Source organism: Rapidithrix thailandica, assembly GCF_039710355.1.
Lineage (GTDB): Bacteria > Bacteroidota > Bacteroidia > Cytophagales > Flammeovirgaceae > Rapidithrix > Rapidithrix thailandica.
The window spans coordinates 208,619-228,941 of sequence record NZ_JBDKWZ010000004.1 but is presented as its reverse complement, the minus strand read 5'-3'; the positions used below and the strand labels follow the sequence as shown (position 1 = coordinate 228,941).

The window sequence follows — 20,323 nt, the reverse complement described above, 5'->3', positions numbered from 1 at the left end:
GGGCTCGTTCCAAACCTTCCAGGTTTTGAAAACCCGGAAGGTTTTTATCTTCTACGCGTACTTGAAAGTTAGCCATTTTTTCACCAATTTATCCACAAGCTATGCCCAAAAGCAAAGCTGAAGACTTTGATCATCAAAAAGTTCAGAGGAACTTTACCGTTTTTCGCAACCCACGAAACGAAATGTATGCGGGCTTAAGCGATAGCGAAATATGGAGTGAATTTAAGCAGGGAAGTGAAAAAGCGTACCGCTATCTCTACGACAAACATGTGGATGCGCTTTATAATTATGCCACCCACTTGACTGCTAACCATGAGGCTGCGGAAGAATGCATCCAGGATTTGTTTGTAGAACTTTGGTGCAAACGCCATAACCTGGGGGACATCCAACATATCCGGGCTTATTTACTCAAATCCTTGCGCAGGAAGCTTTTCCGGCAACTTTCCCAAGACCGCAAAAAGCTTAGCCAAGACCCGGCAATTGACGGATATGCTTTTGAAGCGGTTCTTTCTCATGAACAGCAGTTGATCCGACACCAAACCGCTCTGGAACACAAAGAGAAATTGCAAGAGGCCTTTAACAAACTTCCTGACCGCCAACGGGAAGCCCTGTACCTGCGCTTTTACAATAACCTCTCTTGTAGCGAAATCGCCCAAACGATGGACATGAATTCCCAATCAGTCTACAATCTGATTCACAGAGCTTTAAAGCATTTGCGTAAAATATTGCTCGTTGTACTGGTTTTGATAAGCTTTTTGAGACAATAGATTTGAGAGCAACCCCATCCCCTTCTTTGTTTTATTTATACAAAGATGCTACGGATAGGTACACAATGTACTTGCGCAATTCAGAAGTCCTAAAAAAAAATTCTATCCATCGCTCTAGCGATTTTTGTAGACCGTCAGCGAAAAAAAATATTTTTTTTGCTTCAAGTGAGTAGATTTTAAAACACAGCTCCTCTTATAGAGCAAATACATCTTCTATGAATGATCAAGATTATACAGTTGAAGAATTAATCACTAACGATTCCTTTCTGAAATGGGTCCGGCAACCCGATGAGGAAACCTCCCGTTATTGGGAAGCATGGCAAAACCAGGCCCCCGTACGGATGGAAGCGGTCAGGCAAGCCCGGCAATTGCTTACCAATCTGCATTTTTTCAACGGTACTTTATCTACGGCAAAGAAAGAAGCCCTTTGGCAAAATATACAACAACAAAAACCGAACTTCCGGCCTGTTCATCAAGTCACAACTTCCAAAGGCCGGCATTGGCTACCTATCGTATCCGGTATGGCGGCAGTCCTTGTATTACTTTGGATGGCCCGTATTAACTTTTTTACAAGTGACACACCGGACAAGACTGATTCCAAACCGGAACTAGTTCTGATAGAAAAATATAACCCCAAAGGGCAAAAAACCACACTCCGTCTCAGTGACGGTTCGGTTATCAAACTCAATGCCGATTCCAAGTTGGTATACCCCAAGCATTTTGCCCATGACAAACGGGAAGTCACCTTGGAAGGTGAAGCATTTTTCGAAATCAGCAAAGATGCCCAAAGGCCTTTTATCGTCAAAGCAGGCAAATTGAAAACCCGGGTATTAGGCACTTCTTTCAATATCTACGCCTACCCGGAAGCTGCCGAAGTTAATATTGCTTTGGTCAGTGGAAAAGTTGAAGTACAGAGCGAAGAGGTCAGCCTGATCAAAGAAGACAAAGTCACCATGGCACCGGGTGAAATGTTCACCTACAACCGCTTTCATAACAAAGTGGAAAAGCGTGCTTTTGACCCGAAGGAAGTCCTGGCTTGGCGGGAAGGATTGATCATCTTTAAAAAAGCCAACCTTACGGAAATTACCTGGAAACTGGAGCGCTGGTATGGCCTGGAATTCAAAAAAATAGGCCCGGTAGCCGAGAACCAAAACTATACCGGGCAATTCCATCATGAAGCGCTGGAAAATGTGCTCAAAGGCATTAGTTATTCCACTGATCTTCAGTTTGAAATCCAAAATAACAATGTATATATCCGTCAAAAATAATTACTCAATTATGCAATCGAACAACAGTAGTTAAAAAGTCTGGGAAGGTTATTTCAGACAAACTTCCTGGCAACAAAAAAACCAGCAACATCGGGTCAGGATATTGCTGGCGGTTAACATTCCCAGGCAGCTGTGCGTAGGGATCAGCTACACATACAGCCGCACTGGAAGAGAATCATTTTGCCTTTAAAGAAATTTTTCAACTTCCTTAAACACATTCAAAAATATGAAATATGAAAAAATTTTACATGTATTTTGTATGATTTCGAAATACGGACTATATGGATTTATCGGACAACTACTATGTTATACGGTATTATTCGCAGCCAACAGTAATGCTCAAAACATACGAGAAGTGTACCTGTCCATTGAGGCAGAGGATGTCGCTTTAGAGCGAATTTTCAGTAAAATTGAAGAGAGCACAACCTTCAAGTTTTCGTACAGCAATAACAAACTCAACCTGAAAGAGCGGATCAGCATTACCGCCAAGCAACAAACCGTGGCTCAAGTGTTGGAAAACATTGCTCTGCAAACCGGCTTGCGGTTTAAGCAGATCAACCGGAATATCTTTGTCAATAAAAACCTCAACAGGTCTACGGAGGTACCGTCTAGCCTGGTGGTACAAGAAGTAATCATCAAAGGTATCGTCACCGATGAAACCGGAGGAGGTCTGCCGGGGGTGAGTGTGGTGGTCACAGGTACCACTACCGGAACCGTGACCGATATCGAAGGAAACTACCAATTGAAAATTCCTTCGGATGCCGCTTCCTTATCGTTCTCCTACATTGGTTATAAAACCATAGAACAACCTGTAAATGGCCGTTCGGAAATCAATGTACAAATGGAATTGGATGTACAATCGCTGGAAGAGGTAGTAGTAGTCGGATACGGCACACAGAAAAAAGGGGATGTTACCGGAGCCATGTCAGCCGTAAAAGTAGCCGATGTGCAAAAAGTACCCGGAGGAAATGTAGCCAATATGATGCAAGGCCAGGTAGCCGGGGTAAACATATCACCGGGAACCGGAGCACCGGGAAGTGCACCGGTAGTACGTATCCGGGGCATGGGAACCATCGGAAGCAACGACCCTTTGTACATCATCGATGGTATCCCGGGTGACATTACCTATATCAACCCAGCCGATATTGAATCCATTAACGTGTTGAAAGATGCTTCTGCGGCTACCATTTATGGTTCCAGAGCTTCCAACGGAGTAATTTTGGTCACCACCAAAAGAGGAAAGAAAGGTGCTCCGGTAGTTACTTTGGATGCTTTTGCAGGAGTTCAGACACTTTCCAACGGTGAAATTGAAGTCATGAACAGCAAAGAATTGGCCCAAGTCACTTATGATCGCTATATCAATGCCGGGGTCGACTCAAAAGACATCCCCTCATGGACGCAGAACCCGGAAAACTATGCCGATACCGATTGGCAGGATTTGATGTTCCGGAACGGAGTAGAGCAAAAATACGACTTGGGGATTGCCGGTGGTTCTGATCAATTAACTTATAGCTTTAGCGGAGGGTATTACAACACCAAAGGACTGATTATCAATACGGATTACGAACGGTACAATGCCCGGCTCAACCTGAATTACAAATTTTTGAAAGACCGCTTACAAGTAGGACAAATTCTGGCTTATTCACGGGTCAACAAAAACAATATTGGAGAACCTACCGGAGGTGGAGACGCTGGTTTTTCTCCCTTGCTCGACATTCTGGAAGAAAACCCGTTAAAAGAAGCCTATGATCCGAATTCGCCCAATGGTTTTGCCACTCCGAACCCTGACTTAAACAGTTATGGAAATGTGCTGGGAGAAAGAATGTTGGAAAAGGATCAAAACCAACTTGATTATGTTCAAGTCAATATGTTTGCCGATTTGAAATTGTTCAAAGGCTTGAATTACCGCTATCAAATGGGTTTTAACATTGAAAACGGTCATGACTTTTATCACTTAGCGGCATATGATTTCGGGGCTCAGGCACAAAACGAAAACCCTTTGCTTTCCGAAAATCGCTACCGTCAAGATGAAAGAGTATTTACGCACACCTTGACGTATGAGCACGATTGGGACAATCACTATTTTAAAGTCCTGGGAGGATATTCTACCGAAAAAGTCACCTACCGCTCTACAGGAGGAAGTAACCGTAAACTGGCTTCCGAAAAACTTGAATCATTAAGCAGTGGAATCGGTGACCAAGCAGCTACAGGAATTAACACATCCAACGCATTACAATCCTTTTTTGGTAGAGTGAATTATAGTTTCAAGGACAAGTATTTTGTGCAAGGTTCGGTTCGTAGGGACGGTTCTTCCCGCTTTAACTCCGACAACCAATACGGAGTATTTTACTCTATGTCACTCGGATGGCAAGTAACGGAAGAGTCATTCTTCAACGTACCCTTTATCAGCGACTTGAAGCCGAGGTTCAGTTATGGTACCTTAGGCAACCAAGCCATCGGAGACTTCAAATACCTCAATGTGATCACCATCGGTGAGAATGTGGTGAATTATCCTTTTGGCATGGATGCCAGTCAAAAAGTAGCGATCGGAGCTATTGGCACGGAATTACCCACCCCGGATATCCAATGGGAAGAAACCGCCACGGCCAACTATGGTTTGGACTTAGGCTTATGGGATGACCAATTGACCTTTACTATGGAATATTTCAAGGCCAAAACCACCAAAATGCTGGTGACGGTTCCGGTTCCGGCTACTTCCGGGATTACTGTTTGGCCTTATACCAATGGCGGAAGTATGGAAAACCAAGGCTGGGAATTTGCCGCCACCTTTGCCAAAAGAGAAGGGGAATTCAATTTTGACATTACCGCCAACCTGGCCGCCACCAAAAACAAAATCACTAAGCTAGGTTTTGCCGATGAATCGATCACCGAAGGATTTATAGATTTCCAGAATCACCCCACCACCTTGAGCGAAGTAGGAGGTGAAATCGGGCGTTTTTACTTGTATAAAGTCGATGGCATTTTCCAGTCTGAAGAAGAAATCAATGCCCATACAAACGCAGGGGGGGAATTGCTTCAACCGAATGCCGTACCCGGAGACTTCCGTTTTGTGGACGTTAATGGCGATGGTAATTTAAATGACGAGGACAAAGATTTCTTTGACAGCGGCCTTCCCAGACTGGACTACGGCTTAAATTTCAATGCTACCTATAGAAACTTTGACCTCTCCATCTTTATCCAAGGGACTGCCGGCAATAAAATGTACAACGGAGTGAAATACTGGCTGTACAGACAAGGGGTGTCTAAAGACTTATTGAATGCCTGGACTCCGGACCGTCCGAATACGGATGTTCCCAGAAATACGCTTGCAGATAACAACTCCAACTTCCGGCCTTCCAATTACTTCCTGGAAGATGCCTCGTACCTGAGGTTGAGAAACATCCAGTTAGGATACACTTTGCCTAGTGCCCTTACCGATAAAATTAAAGTGGCACATGCAAGAGTTTATGTAGGAGGCTTAAACTTACTGACCTTCACCAAATACGAAGGTTTTGACCCGGGATTATCCAACTTCGGAAACTTTACCCGTGGGGTTGACCGGGGATTATATCCTCTTAACAAGTCCATTGTAGCAGGTATGAACTTGCGCTTTTAATCAGATTTCTCATTTAAGTCTTATTAAACAATGAAAGTGAAAAACTATTTTAAATATATATGTCTGTCATTCCTCTTCTTTTCTTGCAATGACGACTTTTTAAATGTTCCCAACACAGGTAAACTCACGGATGATTCTTTTTGGCAATCCGAGGAACATGTATTAGAAGCCATCACAGCCACTTATGCTACCTTGCAATCCCATACGGGAAGCAAATGGACCTTCTTTGAAGAATTGTATACCTCGATGAATTACAAGGGGGACGATGTCGATAACCTGGTGGCAGAGCCTTATGGCCGTACCTTGGCCAACTTCACCTATACCACAGAGGCTTCCGGACCTTATAATTTATGGAAAACCTGCTATGCCGGTATTGGCCGGGCCAACCAAGTGATGCAAAATGTAGCCGTGATGGATGAAGTCATCATTGATGCGGAATATAAGCAAGAGATCATCGCCGAAATGAAATTTATGCGGGCTTTGTTCAATTTTTTCTTGGTCACAAGCTTTGAGGATGTGCCACTGGTATTACGCTATGAAATTGACCCTGATTTATTAACTCCTGCCAAAACCCCCGCTTCGGATGTATGGAAACAAATCGAAGCCGATTTAACAGAAGCAGAGCAATACATCCCGGACGCACATCCGGAAAAATGGGCGGGAAGAGCCACCAAATGGACGGCAAAAGCTTACTTGGCCAAAGCCTATTTATATCAAGAAAAATGGGCGGAAGCAGAAAGCAAATTCCAAGACGTAGTGGAAAACGGACCGTATGACTTGTTGCCGAACTACGAGGATAACTTTAATGGAAAAGGTGAAAACGGACCGGAAACCGTATTTGATATCCAGTTTTCCGGAGACCGCTCCAACGGCAACGATGAAAGGCACCCCTTCAGCTACGAAGCTTCTTCAACGGCTACCGGAGGATGGAGTTTGTTTTACCCTACAGCCTGGATGGTGGAGGAATTTAAAAATGACCTGACAGATGGTGGGAAATACAGCGACCGGGTTTACGGATCTATCTTTTTTGACGATCCCGAGTCGGAAATGTATAGCCTGGGCACAAACGAAATGGTTGCTTACAGCGAAGTAAAAGAAGATCTCAATCACCCTTATTTCTTCAAAAAATTTGTCAGCGATTACGATGAAAATTTCTATTCCGGTATCGATATTCCTTTGATGCGTTTTGCCGATGTGTTGTTAATGTATGCAGAAGCCTTGAATGAGAATGGAAAAACCACAGAGGCTTTGACGCAAGTGAACCGGGTAAGAACCCGCTCCAATGCGGCCGAACTTTCTTCAATGAACCAGGATGAACTTCGTACACAAATCCGCCATCATGAACGCCCGGTAGAGTTGGCCATGGAGATGGGAATCCGTTGGTACGACCTTTACCGCTGGGGAAGGGGCAACACGGCCACTGAGTCTATCAAAACGATCTTGACCAATCACGATAAACCTTTTGCCGAAAACTTTGAAGAAAACAAACACTACCTCTACCCTATTCCTTTACAGGAAATCAACATCAACCCTAATTTGGAACAAAATCCAAATTGGTAAAATAAAAGCTCGTTAAAAAAGAGTTTTATGGTCCGGAGTCCCTATGGACTCCGGACTTTTTCCTTCGCTTCCATTCATTATAAATACGAATTTCATGAAAAACTATCGACTCGCTCTCTGGGGAATCGTTGGCCTGTTGTGGCTGGGAAGTACTTCGTGCTCTCAACAAACAGGTAATGAGCAAAGCTCCGAAAGCACTGTTATATCCAACCAATTAACACGAAGTAATTTTCCCAACACTCTGAACCTGCAAGGCATCCCCAAGGATACCAGCGACCTCTCCGTTTCCAGTTTTTCCGACATGGGAGCCTGGCATAGTTTTGCTCTTCCTCCGGAAAAAGATTCAGTCCTCACCGGAAAGTTTATAGGACCATACCTTTTGGGTCGCAAAAACGGCCGGTGGCTTTCTTCCAGCTTGATGGGGCTTTGGGTGAAAGACGCAAAACTTCAACCCATCACTTTTCAAACTGAAAAAAGTGTTTATTTACCAGGAACCCTGATACAAGAATTAAGTCACCCGGATTTTTCAGTCACCCTCCAATTGATTTTCCACTCTTCTCGAACAGCTCTTGTCAGGGCGCATGTTCAGAATACCAGCCAGGAAGAGCAGAAGCTAACAGTGGGTTGGCAAGGCGATGTACTCTACGAAAATACAACCCTAAAAGAATCAAGAGAAGGAATACAAATCCATTTCAAAGATCAGGATTTGATAGCCGCAGTACACACCCCCACTTTAGTGGAAGTTTCGGTGCAAAATCAAAATCCCTCTTATGATTTAACTTCGGAAACCCGGCTGCTGGCACCTCAGGAAAGTGCGGACTTCTTTGTTGCGCAAATTACGGCGTTTAACCAAGAAGAATACAACCGGGAGAAAATAACATTAGAAGAGGTATGGCAACAACCGAATAAGTCTTTTGAAGCCAACGAGCAACGCTGGAACCAATACACACAAAGCTTACTGAACCAGGTCAATACTACCGATTCCTCGCAACAACAATTGGCCGTAAAAGCCCTGAATACCTTGATGAACAATTGGAGAAGCCCCGCCGGAGAACTTCTTCATGACGGACTTTTTCCTTCCTATGCCTACCGGGGCTTTCACGGCTTTTGGGCCTGGGACTCTTGGAAACATGCCGCGGCCTTAAGTTTGTTTGCCCCGGACTTAGCCAAAAATCAAATGCGCAGTATGTTTGACTATCAAAACGCTGCCGGCATGATTCCCGATTGTATCTTCCGGGACACATTGATCGAAAAACACAACTGGCGCGATACCAAGCCTCCTCTGTCGGCTTGGGCCGTTTGGAAAATTTACGAACAAGATCAGGATACTTCTTTTATTAAAGAGATGTTTCCAAAGCTTATCAAATATCATCAGTGGTGGTATCAAGACCGTGATCACAACCAAAATCAAATTGCAGAATACGGCTCTACGGATGGCACACGTATAGCTGCTGCCTGGGAAAGCGGAATGGACAATGCTGTGCGCTTTGATCAAGCGGAAATGCTAAAAAATCATGATACGGCCTGGTCACTCAACCAAGAATCCGTAGATTTGAACGCCTTTTTATCTGCTGAGAAAAATTACCTCATAGCTATGGCCGGATTGCTTCGGGAAAACACAATCCGGGAACAACTTCAAAAGGAAAATCAGGAGCTAATAAAGGTATTACAAAAGGAATTTTATGATTCTGCTTCCGGCTATTTTTACGACCGGACCCTCACTTCCCAGGCGTTAATCAAAGTGCAAGGCCCTGAAGCCTGGATCCCCTTATGGGCCAAAATAGCTACTCAAACACAAGCTAAGAAAACGGCAGAAATCATAGTAAACAAAGATAAATTCAGTACGTACCTCCCCTTCCCTACGCTCGCTGCCGACCATTCTGAATTTGACCCTACGAAAGGATACTGGCGGGGTCCGGTATGGCTGGACCAAGCCTGGTTTGCTTTAAAAGGCATGAAAAACTACGGTTTTGCTTCGGAGGCTGACTCTTTGGCGACTCTGCTTTTTTCCAGAGCGGAAGGCTTGATGAACAGCCCACAACCCATCCGGGAAAACTATCATCCCATAAATGGAAAGGGGTTAAACGCCCATCATTTCAGTTGGTCAGCCGCCCATATCCTTCTATGGCTGACAGAAGAATAGGAATGTAAAATAGCAAGACCTTCCAGGTTTTAGAAACCTGGAAGGTCTTTTACTGCCACCCGTATGTTTATTTCTTACTTTGTGGCAATTGATACATTACCTGTTGCGCCATGGAGCTCAACAACAAGCGGTTAATTTCTTTGCTTAATTCTTCGCTTCCGGGATATTGCTCAAAGTGCCGGACCGGTTGCCCATAATGATCGAATAAAAGATAGTTGTCCGGTGAATGGATATTATATTTCTGGATAATTTGCGATGCCATACCTAAAGCCAAATGCATCTGCATGCCTACAGATGGCAAATATTTCACGCGTGCTTTCTGCCAATCATCTTCATCCCGGTCTATTGACAAATACACAAAATACACATTTCTTCCCTCGTATTTTTGTGTAACGTTTTTGACTTGCCGCAATGCCTTCAAACTGTTTTTATCTTTGCTATCCCAAAAAGAAACTAGCAAAACATCCCCTTTGTGTTCTTCCTTCATTTTCTGAAACTGCGCTGTTTCGATAGAGTCTTTATACACCGATTGGGCATTGAATAAGGCAAACTGTTGATCAAGAGGCAGGCGGTTTGCTAAATCTTCTGCAATCTGCTCTTCCAAAGGAGTGGCTTTTAGAATATTATAATTCTCCCAAAAAGCCTTATCATACGCAATCTCCAACAATGCTTTTTGGGAAGGCTCCTGCCCGGTATATGGCACAAAACCCCTCGTTTGTACATTGTTAGTCATCATTTCAATATGATAGTAATGGTCTTTATGATCAGTCAATTGCCGGTTGGCATCAAATGCTTCAAAAAGAGCTGTTCCCTCACAAAGAACCTGATTCAGGTAGTACTTGTCCTCGTAGTTTTTATAGGTAACCGTATTGGTATATTCATTCACTACTTTGCGTTCCTCGTTAACAAACTCCACGGTATGCCGATCTACCACTTTCAAAAAAGCAAAGTCACTGGCTTTGATATACATCTCCCCTTCATGCAATACCGTATCTTTTTGAATCAACTCATTCTTACCACGGATAAAATCTTTTCCTTTGGAAAAAGCCACTACAAACACCATCTGTTTATCAAAATAAGTAGTATCAATGACTTCGTAAGTATAATTTTTGGGTGCGTTTCGCAATTTACTTTTGTAACTGGTAATATCATTCGCCAGAGAGCTATAAATGGAAATGGGGGCATGATTTAATTCGGAAAAGCTGGTAAAATCAAAACTTCTCCGCAGTTGATCTACTTTGACTTCCACCTTTTTCTCCGGAGATTTATACAAACGTCTATGCCCTTTGGGATCGTAAATATCCACAGCGGCCTCTATCAACCTACCGTACTGGCCTTCTTCCTTACAATAGTGACGGTAAAATGTATTCAGCAAATACGGATTTACCGGATAGTTATCTTTCACTTTTAAAAAAGCTTGTTTCACCAAATCCCGTGCATTGTATTTTTTCGCATAAACAGGGACTGTATGTAATTCCATCACGCTTTCCTGAAGCTGAAAGCTAAGGGTATTTGTCAATTTGAGTTCTTTCAGAGGAAGTAATAATGACTCATATCCCATACAGGAAATTTTTATATTCAAATCACCTTCCAAAGCTTCCGGGTGTATTTTTAATTCAAACTCACCATTGAGATTGGAAATAGTGCCATAAGATTGCCCCAGAATGCCGATGTTTGCAAAGGCAATAGGTTCTTGAGTAGCTTTACTACTTAAGCTCCCACTCAACACAAGTGAATTTGTATTTTGGGCCAAAACCTGAAAAAAAACCAACAAAAGCAAAAAGAATATTACATACTTTTTCATACTCCAAATGTACTGGAATAAATGTAAGCATAAAAGTTAATTAACACTCATTAAAGGCAATTAACAAGCATTAATCCATTTAAAAACAGGAAAAACACAAAATGACCAAACAGGAAAAAGTTAATATTATCAGCAAAACCTTACAAGAAAGCTATCCGGAAACTCCCATCCCTTTAAATCACAAAGACACTTACACTTTGTTAATAGCCGTCTTGCTATCGGCCCAATGTACAGATGAAAGAGTTAATCAAATTACCCCCACGCTATTCAAGCGAGCGGACAATCCGTTCGACATGGTAAAATTGACCGTAGATGAAATCCGTGAAATCATCCGGCCTTGCGGCCTCTCCCCTACCAAGTCCAAGGCCATTCATTCACTTTCCCAAATTCTGATTGACAAATACCAAGGCGAGGTTCCTCAAACCTTTGATGAATTAGAACAGCTTCCCGGAGTGGGGCACAAAACCGCCTCCGTAGTGATGTCACAAGGTTTCGGTTTTCCGGCTTTTCCGGTTGACACGCATATTCACCGGATTATGTACCGTTGGGGTCTTTCCAACGGTAGCAGTGTGGAACGTACGGAGAAAGATGCCAAGCGACTGTTTCCCAAAGAGGAATGGAATAAGCTGCACTTGCAAATCATCTTTTTTGGCCGCCAATTTTGTACCGCCCGCAGCCCCAAACACGATGAGTGCCCTGTTTGCGAAGCATTAGGAAAACCTTGCCCTTCCGAAACGCCTAACAGTTTGAAGAAAAAAGCAGCAAAAAAGAAGAAATGATCCGTCCGGAAGGTCTACGGATATCTGAAAATTGATTACTAACTTTAACTTGAAACGAATTTTTGTTTTAACTAATGAAAATGAAAAAGGTCAATCAATATCTGGAACAAACCGTATTAACGCCTACTGCCACACGGGGGGATATGGAGCAATTGGTGAAAGAAACCATACAGTATCAGTTTTTAGGCGTATGTGTTCCTTCTTTCTGGGTCAAGAAAGTGAAACGGGATTTGCGACAATTCTCTACCAAAGTAGTCGCCCCCATTGGCTTTCCTTTGGGTTACCAACATTCCGAGGCCAAGGTAGCAGAAGCCCGGCAAGCCCTTACCGACGGAGCCGATGAACTGGATATGGTCATGAATTTGTCTGCTTTTAAATCGGGAGATACCCATTGGCCCAAAGTGGAAATCGCCCAGCTTTCCAAGCTGGCTCATGAAAACGATGCTTTCTTGAAAGTCATCATCGAAACCGCTTACCTCTCCAAGGAGGAAATCATTACCACATGTAAACTTTGTGCTGATGCCGGAGCCGATTTTGTAAAAACATCCACCGGTTTTGCCCCTTCAGGCGCTCAAGTGGAGGATATCCGTTTGATGCGCACTTGCTTGCCGGATTCAGTCGGGATTAAAGCTTCAGGAGGGATCAAAACCTATGCACAGGCCGTGGCATTGATTGAAGCCGGGGCTGACCGGATAGGAACTTCTTCGGGGGTAAATATCATGAATGAGGCAACCTAATTAATCACTACATAGAAAGCCGCAGCAACTTATGAAAGGGTAAGCCTCATTTGCTGGCAGTATTATACTACCTACTGATAATCACCAATAAACAATCATCCAACATGAATAAACACGACTCAGAACCATTATTTACCGAGTTTCCACCCATCGCCAAAAGTGAATGGCTGGAAAAAATCAATAAAGACTTAAAAGGAGCGGACTTTGAGGAAAAATTAGTTTGGAAGACAACTGAGGGTTTTACCCTTCAACCGTTCTATACGCAAGAAGACTTACGGGAATTAAGTACCCCCGAACGGTTTCAAAATCAAGACCTTAATACAGCACAAGTCCCATTAGGCGCGAGACAATGGGAAAACCGCCCCGAGATTGTTGTAGAAGACCTGAAGAAGGCCAACCAAATGGCACTGGAAGCCTTGAACAATGGTGCCGATGGCATTGCTTTTAACCTTTCCGCTTACGCATCACCAATCGACTTCTCCACGCTTCTCGCTGAAATACAAACCCGATATTGTGGCATTTCATTTTTATTGAAAGAGGGTTTCAAAAATTTTGTTCAAGAATATTTAGGTTATATCACTCAAACCGGTCAGGAGGTGACCCAATTGAACGGCTGTATCCATACTTCTACGACTCCGTCACCGGATGATATCAAAGCTTTGATGAACAGCCCGGCCCGGGATTCCTCCTTAAGATTTATCCCGATAAACCTTCCAACTCTACCTGACACGGTTTCCGAAAGGGTAGCGACACTACTTTTTAAAGCGACCACTATTCTGAACACCTTGATCGATCAAGGCTGCCAAATTGAGCATATTGTTCCTCATATAAGCTTTTCCTTTCCGGTATCGAATAATTACTTTTTTGAGATGGCAGGCTTGCGGGCCTTGCGCACTTTATTCTATGAAATGATTAAAGAATACGGTGTGAAAGATTATCCGGCTCACCGTGTGTATTTACATGTGCGGTCTTCTATTCGGACCGACTATGCCACGGAAGAAGAGCATTACACCAACCTGCTTGCCAATACCACGCAAGCCATGTCGGCAATCATAGGCGGCTGTAACGCCCTGACCGTAACGCCTCATGATGCGGATCTAAAGGTCAATAATCGTTTTTCCTGCCGGATCGCCAGAAATGTTTCTACGGTCTTGAGAGAGGAAGCATATTTTGACAAAGTTGCAGACCCGGCTGCCGGCTCCTACTACCTGGAAACCTTAAGTTATAAAATTGCCGAAAAAGCCTGGAGCCGGTTTCAGGAAATGCTATGAACAAGAAGTATTCAAAAGTAAGAAACCAACCAACTAACGCGTTTTAGCTTTTTTTAACACCCTTTTGCCCAACCTGAAGGTCTGACGGGCGTTGTTCCAAGTAAAATCTTTTCTACTTTTGAAACCCATTTGTCAGGCATCGACTGACATTTTGAATAAAAACAAACAGCAAGCCCTCATGAAAAACATACTAGCCAGTGTTGCTTTAAGTCTGGTAGCAGGATTTTCCGGAGCATATCTGTACGATACGCTCAAACCGGAAACAACTACCCCCCTGGTGCATACTGCCAAAGACACGCTCCGTACGGACTTACTAAATCAGGCTTACCTACCGCCTACCGAACCCCGTTCCTCGAAGGACGTTCCCGGTGTTGACTTTGTCAAGGCTTCTACCGTGAGCACTAACAGTGTCGTATATATCAAAACGTATGCATCGCAAGAATACCAACGATACAGTTGGTTTGACCTTTTCTTTGACCGGAGACCGGGTATGAGCGAACGAGTCGTTTCAGGCTCGGGTTCGGGCGTGATTTTCAGTCAAGATGGCTATATCGTCACCAATAACCACGTAATAGACAATGCTAATAAAATCGAGGTAGTGTACCAAAAAAAGACCTATGAAGCCGAATTAATCGGGACCGACCCTTCCACCGATTTGGCACTGTTAAAAGTTGAGGCCCATAACTTGCCGGCTATTCAAGTAAACAGCTCACGCAATGTTCAGGTAGGTGACTGGGTGCTGGCTGTAGGAAACCCGTTTAACCTTAACTCTACGGTAACGGCCGGAATCGTCAGCGCCAAAGGAAGGAGAATCAATATCTTGAAAGATATCTTCCCTATCGAATCCTTCATACAAACCGATGCAGCCATTAACCCTGGCAACAGTGGAGGAGCCTTGGTGAATATTGACGGAGAATTGGTGGGAATCAACACCGCAATTCTCTCCCGTACGGGTACCTATGCCGGCTATGGCTTTGCCGTTCCTTCGGACATTGTGGTCAAAGTGGTCGAGGATTTAAAGCAATACGGTATTGTGCAAAAAGCCTTTATGGGTGTGGAAGTTTCGGATATTGACGATCAGCTTTCACAAGAACTCCAATTGCAAACTATGAATGGAGTGGTAGTAACCAATGTTGAAAGCGGAGGAGCCGGGGAACAAATAGGCTTGGAAAAGGGTGACGTGATTTTATTTGTGGACGGAGATCCCATTCATTCTCAAGCCAGCTTTGACGAAAAACTCAGTTATTATACTCCCGGTGATACGGTGAAGGTGATAGTAAACCGCAAGGGTAAACGCCTGAACAAAGAATTGGTCCTTACCAATATTGACGGAACTACCGGCATTACCAAACGCATGACTTTTGATGCTGAAAAATTGGGGGCAGTCTTTGAAACCGTACCTACTTTGGAAAGAGCCCGCCTGAATATTGAAAACGGCATCCGGGTGCAGGAAGTAAAGAGAGGCTTGATCTATCAAATGGGACTGCAAAAAGGAGATATTATCCTGTCAATCAACCGTTATAAAATCCAGTCAGCCGAAGAACTCAGTAATATTTTGGAAAAAATACGGGGCAGGGTCATTGTAGAAATTTTGACTTCATCAGGCAGAAGAAAATTTTATTCCTATTATTTCTAAAAAATCTACAATAACTCTACCTCCTCCAACGTAATAGAATCAGTTAATACATTTGGTTAACATGCGAAAACATTTAATTCCTAAAGGCGCCTTTCTGAGGTGCCTTTTTTCATGATATTTCATCGAAGTCCTAATTTTTTAAAAAAACCTGTTTACAAACTTCTTTTCAATCAAAAAAAGTTTCGCTTTTCTCCAATTGTTTTGGGGCCCATACTTTCACATTGTCTACCATGCCCGTGTCATCAAACGAGCCGAAACCAATCCGCCCCTGGTCAAAATGTGTATCGACCGTTTCCATAACCGGATGATCCATATCGCCAAAATACACTTTGATGGTACCCTCCTTTACGTTTCGTTCAATACGCACCTTATGCCACTCCGTAGTGGTACCCCAATCCACTCCTCCGGATACTTTTTTGCCGATGGCGACCCTGGGTTCATCGTTGACTAGAAAAATATTATGTGCATGCGGATCTGGCTTGGTTGCCAAATGCACATAGTAAAAATCGGAGGGATCTTTTACATTGAAAAACAAACACAAATCCCGGTGTCCGTACTCTTTTCCGGTTTGGCAGAGTTCTACTTCCATCACAAAATCTCCCAACAACAAATCTTTAATCAATGCAATGTTAAAAGGAGAGCGTACTTTCGGTTGGTAATCACTTTGGCCGACTAATGCCAACACGCGGTTCTCCCCTACTTTGGTCAGACGCCAGGCGGTTTCATCGGTAAAATAGAAATCGGATTTTTTCGCTTTCCGGAAATCGTTCGAATACACCAATTGGTAATTTTCAGGAATTCTATTTTGCGGTTGTCCCAGGCTCCAAAAGGCATGTGTCATCAGGACGATGAGAATCGTTAGTTTTTTCATTTTTCGTTTTTAATGTTAAATCAAAAATTAATCAGGTATTCCCCGATGGCAAAAAAGCTTTACTTCGGAATACCTGATGTCTATTAAAATTCCATGCAGGTATTTTTATGCATTCTCGTATGCCTGAATCATTTTTTGCAAAATATCAATAGCCGCTTCGGCAATCACCGTTCCCGGCCCGAAAACACCCAATACACCCGCCTGAAACAGAAAATCATAGTCCGCCGGAGGGATGACCCCACCGACCACCACGGCAATATCTTCCCGGTCAATTTTCCGTAACGCTTCGATCAATTGAGGCACCAAGGTTTTGTGTCCGGCCGCCAAAGAAGAGGCACCGATCAAATGCACATCGTTTTCGGCCGCTTGTTTGGCTACTTCTTCAGGCGTTTGAAACAAAGGGCCGATATCCACATCAAAACCCAAATCGGCAAAACTGGTAGCAATCACCTTGGCTCCCCGGTCGTGGCCGTCTTGTCCCATCTTCGCAACCAGAATCCTGGGCCTTCGTCCCTCTATTGAAGCGAATTTATCCGAGAGTTCCATAGCCTGTTGAAAGCTTTTATCTTCTCCGGCTTCTTTGGAATACACCCCGGAAATCGAATGGATCACCGCTTTATGCCTACCAAATACCGATTCCATTGCGTTGGAGATTTCTCCTAGGGTGGCTCTTTGCCTGGCAGCTTCCACGGCCAGAGCCAGTAAGTTCTGTTCATCGTTTGCCGGGTCGGTTGTTTCTTGCTTTTTCAATTCCGCACATTTCGTTAACGCATCCAAAGCGGCTTGTACGGCCGTTTCCTCTCTATTTGCTTTTATTTCCTTGAGTCTTTCTAATTGTTTACCTCTGACCAAAGTATTGTCTACTTCCAGGAGCTCGATTTCCATATCCTCTTCTGTACGGTATTTATTCACCCCTACTATGGTATCTTTCCCCGAGTCAATCCGGGCTTGCTTTTTGGCCGCAGCCTCTTCGATTCGCATTTTGGGCAAACCGGTTTCGATGGCTTTCGCCATTCCTCCCAAGTCTTCTACTTCTTGGATCAACGCCCAGGCTTTCCGGGCCAGGTGATGGGTGAGATATTCCACATAATAACTCCCTCCCCAAGGGTCCACCGTACGGCAGATTTCCGTTTCTTGTTGAATAAACAGCTGGGTATTCCGGGCAATCCTCGCGGAAAAATCGGTTGGCAAGGCAATGGCCTCGTCCAAGGCATTGGTATGTAAGGATTGGGTATGGCCTAAGGCCGCTCCCATCGCTTCCACACAGGTGCGGGTTACATTGTTGAAAGGGTCTTGTTCAGTCAAAGACCATCCGGATGTTTGGCTATGGGTACGCAAAGCCAACGACTTGGGGTTTTTAGGGTTAAATTGTTTGACAATCTTGGCCCAAAGCAAGCGTCCGGCCCGCATTTTGGCAATTTCCATAAAATGATTCATCCCTATCGCCCAGAAAAAAGACAAACGGGGCGCAAAATCATCGATTTGCATACCCGATTGCAAACCTGCTTTGATATACTCCAAACCATCGGCTAAGGTATAGGCCAATTCCAGATCGTTGGTTGCCCCGGCCTCTTGCATATGATAGCCACTGATACTGATGGAATTAAAACGGGGCATTTTGCGGGCTGTATAAGCAAAAATATCCGTAATAATCTGCATACTGGGCCTCGGAGGATACACATAAGTATTCCGTACCATAAATTCTTTCAACACATCGTTCTGTATGGTACCGCTAAGTTGCTCCGGGGTTACGCCTTGCTCTTCTGCCGCCACAATATAAAAAGCCATGATGGGAATTACGGCACCATTCATGGTCATGGACACCGACATTTTATCCAACGGAATCTGATCAAACAGGATCTTCATATCTTCTACCGAATCCACTGCTACCCCGGCCTTTCCCACATCTCCGGTGACCCGCGGATGGTCGGAATCATACCCCCGGTGGGTGGCAAGGTCAAACGCAACCGATAACCCTTTCTGCCCGGCCGCTAAATTGCGTCTGTAAAAAGCGTTGGACTCTTCCGCCGTACTAAACCCGGCATATTGCCGGATGGTCCAAGGACGCATCACATACATGGTAGAGTAAGGCCCCCGTAAATACGGTGACATCCCTGCCGCATACTGTAAATGCTCGAAATTTTTCAGGTTCTTTTGTGTAAACTGCGCAGGCACCTCAATGGCTTCGGGAGTGCGCCATATCGAAGACCTTCCGACCTGAGGCTTGCTTTTCTTATACAGTTTATCAAAAGATATGGATTTAAAATCGGGTTTCATTCATGTAAATTTTGGCTGTTGTCTATTGGTTGCTTGTTGCTTGTCTTTTTCCCATTAAATAAAACAATAAAAAGAACTCCACCAATCAATCGGGAAGTTTTCCTGTAAAATAGTGGAAGGCTATTTAAATTTTACTTGTAATTAATTTACATGTAAACTATATTTGCCGTATGAAATTCGAAGAGAGTATTAAACAGGAAACGTTTTCATCCCCACAAATCAAAGCCTTATTAAATATGATGTACACGGCAAACTGGTTTATGGGCAAACAAACAGAGCTTCTTAAGCCCTATAAACTGTCGCCTCAACAATACAATGTGCTACGGATTTTACGAGGATCGCACCCTAACAAACTAACGGTGCACAGCATCAAAGAACGAATGCTTTATAAAACGCCGAATATGACCCGTTTGGTGGACAAACTGATTGCACAAGAATTAGTCATTCGTGAAGGGTGTATTGAAGATCGCAGGGTGGTTTATGTTGGAATTTCTCAAAATGGTCTGGACTTAATGAGCCAATTGGATGAAACACTTTCTGTATTCGATACGATCTTACAGACCTGGGGAGAGGAAGAAGCGGAGTTGATATCAGAGGCGATGGACCGCCTGAGAACGCAGTAATTAAATTCAGAACATCTTTCGTTTAATCCTTTTAGGGTACCGGAGAGATCACTCCCACAACAAAACGTATACCTACTCTCAGCAATTCACAATCACTTAGATACTGTTCATTTTTTTTACCCAAATACATTACATGTAATATAAAGTCTAAACACTAATCATTATGAAAAGAAAAATTGAAATCGGATTACGCATTGTGATGGGACTCATTTACTTTGTCTTCGGTTTAAATAAGTTTTTTGGATTTATTCCTTTACCGGAAATGCCTGAAGCAGAAGCTAACTTCATCGGGGCTTTGATCGCTACCGGATTCATGTTTCCTTTGATTGCGATTGTTGAAATCGCTACTGGCGCCTTATTGCTTGCAGGAAGATTTGTCTATGCAGCAGCTGTAGTAGCCATGCCCGTTACGCTGATCATTTTCCTGACACATGCCTTTTTAGCGCCATCAAGCATTGCCCTCACCATTGTATTATTAATTGCCAACCTGTATATTCTGCTCAACCGTAAAGAACAATTACAGGCTATATTAGCTGTGAAATAAACCCTCTTGATACAAGAAAAACCTGACTTTTGCCTATAAAAGACAAAAGGTAAATATAGAAGTGGTTTACACTTATCGTTTTTGACCGAAGATGAAACCAAAATCGGTTCATCAAGGCACTTTTTGGAGAGAATAGCTAACGCTATTGTTGAAAAAAGTAACACAGAGGAGGCCTTTTTGAAACATTTTTTGGCAAAAAGAAAAAGGTTAATTCACTTCATATTCTTATTTTTGATAACGGATACCAACAACAGGTATCCGTCTTTTTTTGAAAATAAAGAAATCAGGGAAGTAAGGATGTGGATAGGTGTAGCGTGAAAGGCCAGTATAGGCACTTTGTTCGCGAGCATTTTTCTCCTCTTTGAAAAGACACAAAAACATTGCGTCTGTATTGTTTCACTCTCTCCTGAAAATTGATACCTATCTT

General features: G+C 43.5%; 15 protein-coding genes. 12 read left to right on the top strand and 3 right to left on the bottom strand.

Annotation, left to right across the window (positions count from 1 at the left end; all coding sequences use genetic code 11):
• Positions 1–101: 101 nt before the first annotated feature.
• The 5 genes from AAG747_RS08700 (at position 102) to AAG747_RS08680 (ending at position 9,354) form a co-directional block, all read left to right on the top strand.
• Positions 102–767, top strand: coding sequence for an RNA polymerase sigma factor (locus AAG747_RS08700; protein ID WP_346820768.1), 666 nt, complete (start codon positions 102–104; stop codon positions 765–767).
• 215 nt (positions 768–982) lie between these two features.
• Entirely contained in the window at positions 983–2,035 is a 1,053-nt protein-coding gene (locus AAG747_RS08695; RefSeq protein WP_346820767.1) for a FecR family protein, read from the top strand.
• A 226-nt stretch (positions 2,036–2,261) separates the two neighbouring features.
• Positions 2,262–5,651, top strand: coding sequence for a TonB-dependent receptor (locus tag AAG747_RS08690; RefSeq protein ID WP_346820766.1), 3,390 nt, complete (start codon positions 2,262–2,264; stop codon positions 5,649–5,651).
• 30 nt (positions 5,652–5,681) lie between these two features.
• The gene (locus tag AAG747_RS08685; RefSeq protein ID WP_346820765.1) at positions 5,682–7,211 is read left to right on the top strand and encodes a RagB/SusD family nutrient uptake outer membrane protein; all 1,530 of its coding nucleotides are present in this window, start codon (positions 5,682–5,684) and stop codon (positions 7,209–7,211) included.
• 94 nt (positions 7,212–7,305) lie between these two features.
• Positions 7,306–9,354, top strand: coding sequence for an MGH1-like glycoside hydrolase domain-containing protein (locus AAG747_RS08680; RefSeq protein ID WP_346820764.1), 2,049 nt, complete (start codon positions 7,306–7,308; stop codon positions 9,352–9,354).
• A gap of 67 nt (positions 9,355–9,421) precedes the next feature.
• On the opposite strand, the gene AAG747_RS08675 is transcribed toward AAG747_RS08680, so the two are convergent.
• The gene (locus AAG747_RS08675; protein WP_346820763.1) at positions 9,422–11,080 is read right to left on the bottom strand and encodes a carboxypeptidase-like regulatory domain-containing protein; all 1,659 of its coding nucleotides are present in this window, start codon (positions 11,078–11,080) and stop codon (positions 9,422–9,424) included.
• Between the two features lie 179 nt (positions 11,081–11,259).
• On the opposite strand from AAG747_RS08675, the gene nth reads away from it, so the two are divergent.
• From nth to AAG747_RS08655, 4 genes are all read left to right on the top strand, one after another.
• Positions 11,260–11,937, top strand: a complete 678-nt coding sequence (gene nth / locus AAG747_RS08670) for an endonuclease III (RefSeq protein ID WP_346820762.1) — start codon at positions 11,260–11,262, stop codon at positions 11,935–11,937.
• Positions 11,938–12,011: 74 nt separating this feature from the next.
• On the top strand, positions 12,012–12,674 hold the full coding sequence (gene deoC / locus AAG747_RS08665) for a deoxyribose-phosphate aldolase (RefSeq protein WP_346820761.1): 663 nt from the start codon (positions 12,012–12,014) through the stop codon (positions 12,672–12,674).
• A 104-nt stretch (positions 12,675–12,778) separates the two neighbouring features.
• A complete protein-coding gene (locus tag AAG747_RS08660; RefSeq protein WP_346820760.1) occupies positions 12,779–13,945 on the top strand; it encodes a methylmalonyl-CoA mutase family protein in 1,167 nt (388 codons plus the stop codon).
• A gap of 178 nt (positions 13,946–14,123) precedes the next feature.
• Positions 14,124–15,581: a trypsin-like peptidase domain-containing protein gene (locus tag AAG747_RS08655; protein WP_346820759.1), complete on the top strand. Its 1,458-nt coding sequence runs from the start codon at positions 14,124–14,126 to the stop codon at positions 15,579–15,581.
• Positions 15,582–15,747: 166 nt separating this feature from the next.
• On the opposite strand, the gene AAG747_RS08650 is transcribed toward AAG747_RS08655, so the two are convergent.
• Both AAG747_RS08650 and scpA read right to left on the bottom strand, forming a co-directional pair.
• Positions 15,748–16,452: a hypothetical protein gene (locus AAG747_RS08650; RefSeq protein ID WP_346820758.1), complete on the bottom strand. Its 705-nt coding sequence runs from the start codon at positions 16,450–16,452 to the stop codon at positions 15,748–15,750.
• A gap of 105 nt (positions 16,453–16,557) precedes the next feature.
• A complete protein-coding gene (gene scpA / locus AAG747_RS08645) occupies positions 16,558–18,729 on the bottom strand; it encodes a methylmalonyl-CoA mutase (protein ID WP_346820757.1) in 2,172 nt (723 codons plus the stop codon).
• A 170-nt stretch (positions 18,730–18,899) separates the two neighbouring features.
• Between scpA and AAG747_RS08640 the strand changes: the two genes are divergently transcribed.
• The 3 genes from AAG747_RS08640 to AAG747_RS08630 all read left to right on the top strand — a co-directional run bounded on the left by AAG747_RS08640 (position 18,900) and on the right by AAG747_RS08630 (position 20,214).
• Positions 18,900–19,352: a MarR family winged helix-turn-helix transcriptional regulator gene (locus AAG747_RS08640; RefSeq protein WP_346820756.1), complete on the top strand. Its 453-nt coding sequence runs from the start codon at positions 18,900–18,902 to the stop codon at positions 19,350–19,352.
• Between the two features lie 163 nt (positions 19,353–19,515).
• Positions 19,516–19,896, top strand: coding sequence for a DoxX family membrane protein (locus tag AAG747_RS08635; protein ID WP_346820755.1), 381 nt, complete (start codon positions 19,516–19,518; stop codon positions 19,894–19,896).
• An 81-nt stretch (positions 19,897–19,977) separates the two neighbouring features.
• On the top strand, positions 19,978–20,214 hold the full coding sequence (locus tag AAG747_RS08630) for a hypothetical protein (protein ID WP_346820754.1): 237 nt from the start codon (positions 19,978–19,980) through the stop codon (positions 20,212–20,214).
• Positions 20,215–20,323 lie beyond the last annotated feature (109 nt).

Coding starts and splice junctions, on each gene's coding strand:
- AAG747_RS08680 (WP_346820764.1), top strand. CDS start 7,306: ATGAAAAACTATCGACTCGCTCTCTGGGGAATCGTTGGCCTGTTGTGG.
- AAG747_RS08685 (WP_346820765.1), top strand. CDS start 5,682: ATGAAAGTGAAAAACTATTTTAAATATATATGTCTGTCATTCCTCTTC.
- AAG747_RS08650 (WP_346820758.1), bottom strand. CDS start 16,452: ATGAAAAAACTAACGATTCTCATCGTCCTGATGACACATGCCTTTTGG.
- AAG747_RS08635 (WP_346820755.1), top strand. CDS start 19,516: ATGAAAAGAAAAATTGAAATCGGATTACGCATTGTGATGGGACTCATT.
- AAG747_RS08695 (WP_346820767.1), top strand. CDS start 983: ATGAATGATCAAGATTATACAGTTGAAGAATTAATCACTAACGATTCC.
- AAG747_RS08655 (WP_346820759.1), top strand. CDS start 14,124: ATGAAAAACATACTAGCCAGTGTTGCTTTAAGTCTGGTAGCAGGATTT.
- deoC (WP_346820761.1), top strand. CDS start 12,012: ATGAAAATGAAAAAGGTCAATCAATATCTGGAACAAACCGTATTAACG.
- AAG747_RS08690 (WP_346820766.1), top strand. CDS start 2,262: ATGAAATATGAAAAAATTTTACATGTATTTTGTATGATTTCGAAATAC.
- nth (WP_346820762.1), top strand. CDS start 11,260: ATGACCAAACAGGAAAAAGTTAATATTATCAGCAAAACCTTACAAGAA.
- AAG747_RS08660 (WP_346820760.1), top strand. CDS start 12,779: ATGAATAAACACGACTCAGAACCATTATTTACCGAGTTTCCACCCATC.
- AAG747_RS08640 (WP_346820756.1), top strand. CDS start 18,900: ATGAAATTCGAAGAGAGTATTAAACAGGAAACGTTTTCATCCCCACAA.
- scpA (WP_346820757.1), bottom strand. CDS start 18,729: ATGAAACCCGATTTTAAATCCATATCTTTTGATAAACTGTATAAGAAA.
- AAG747_RS08700 (WP_346820768.1), top strand. CDS start 102: ATGCCCAAAAGCAAAGCTGAAGACTTTGATCATCAAAAAGTTCAGAGG.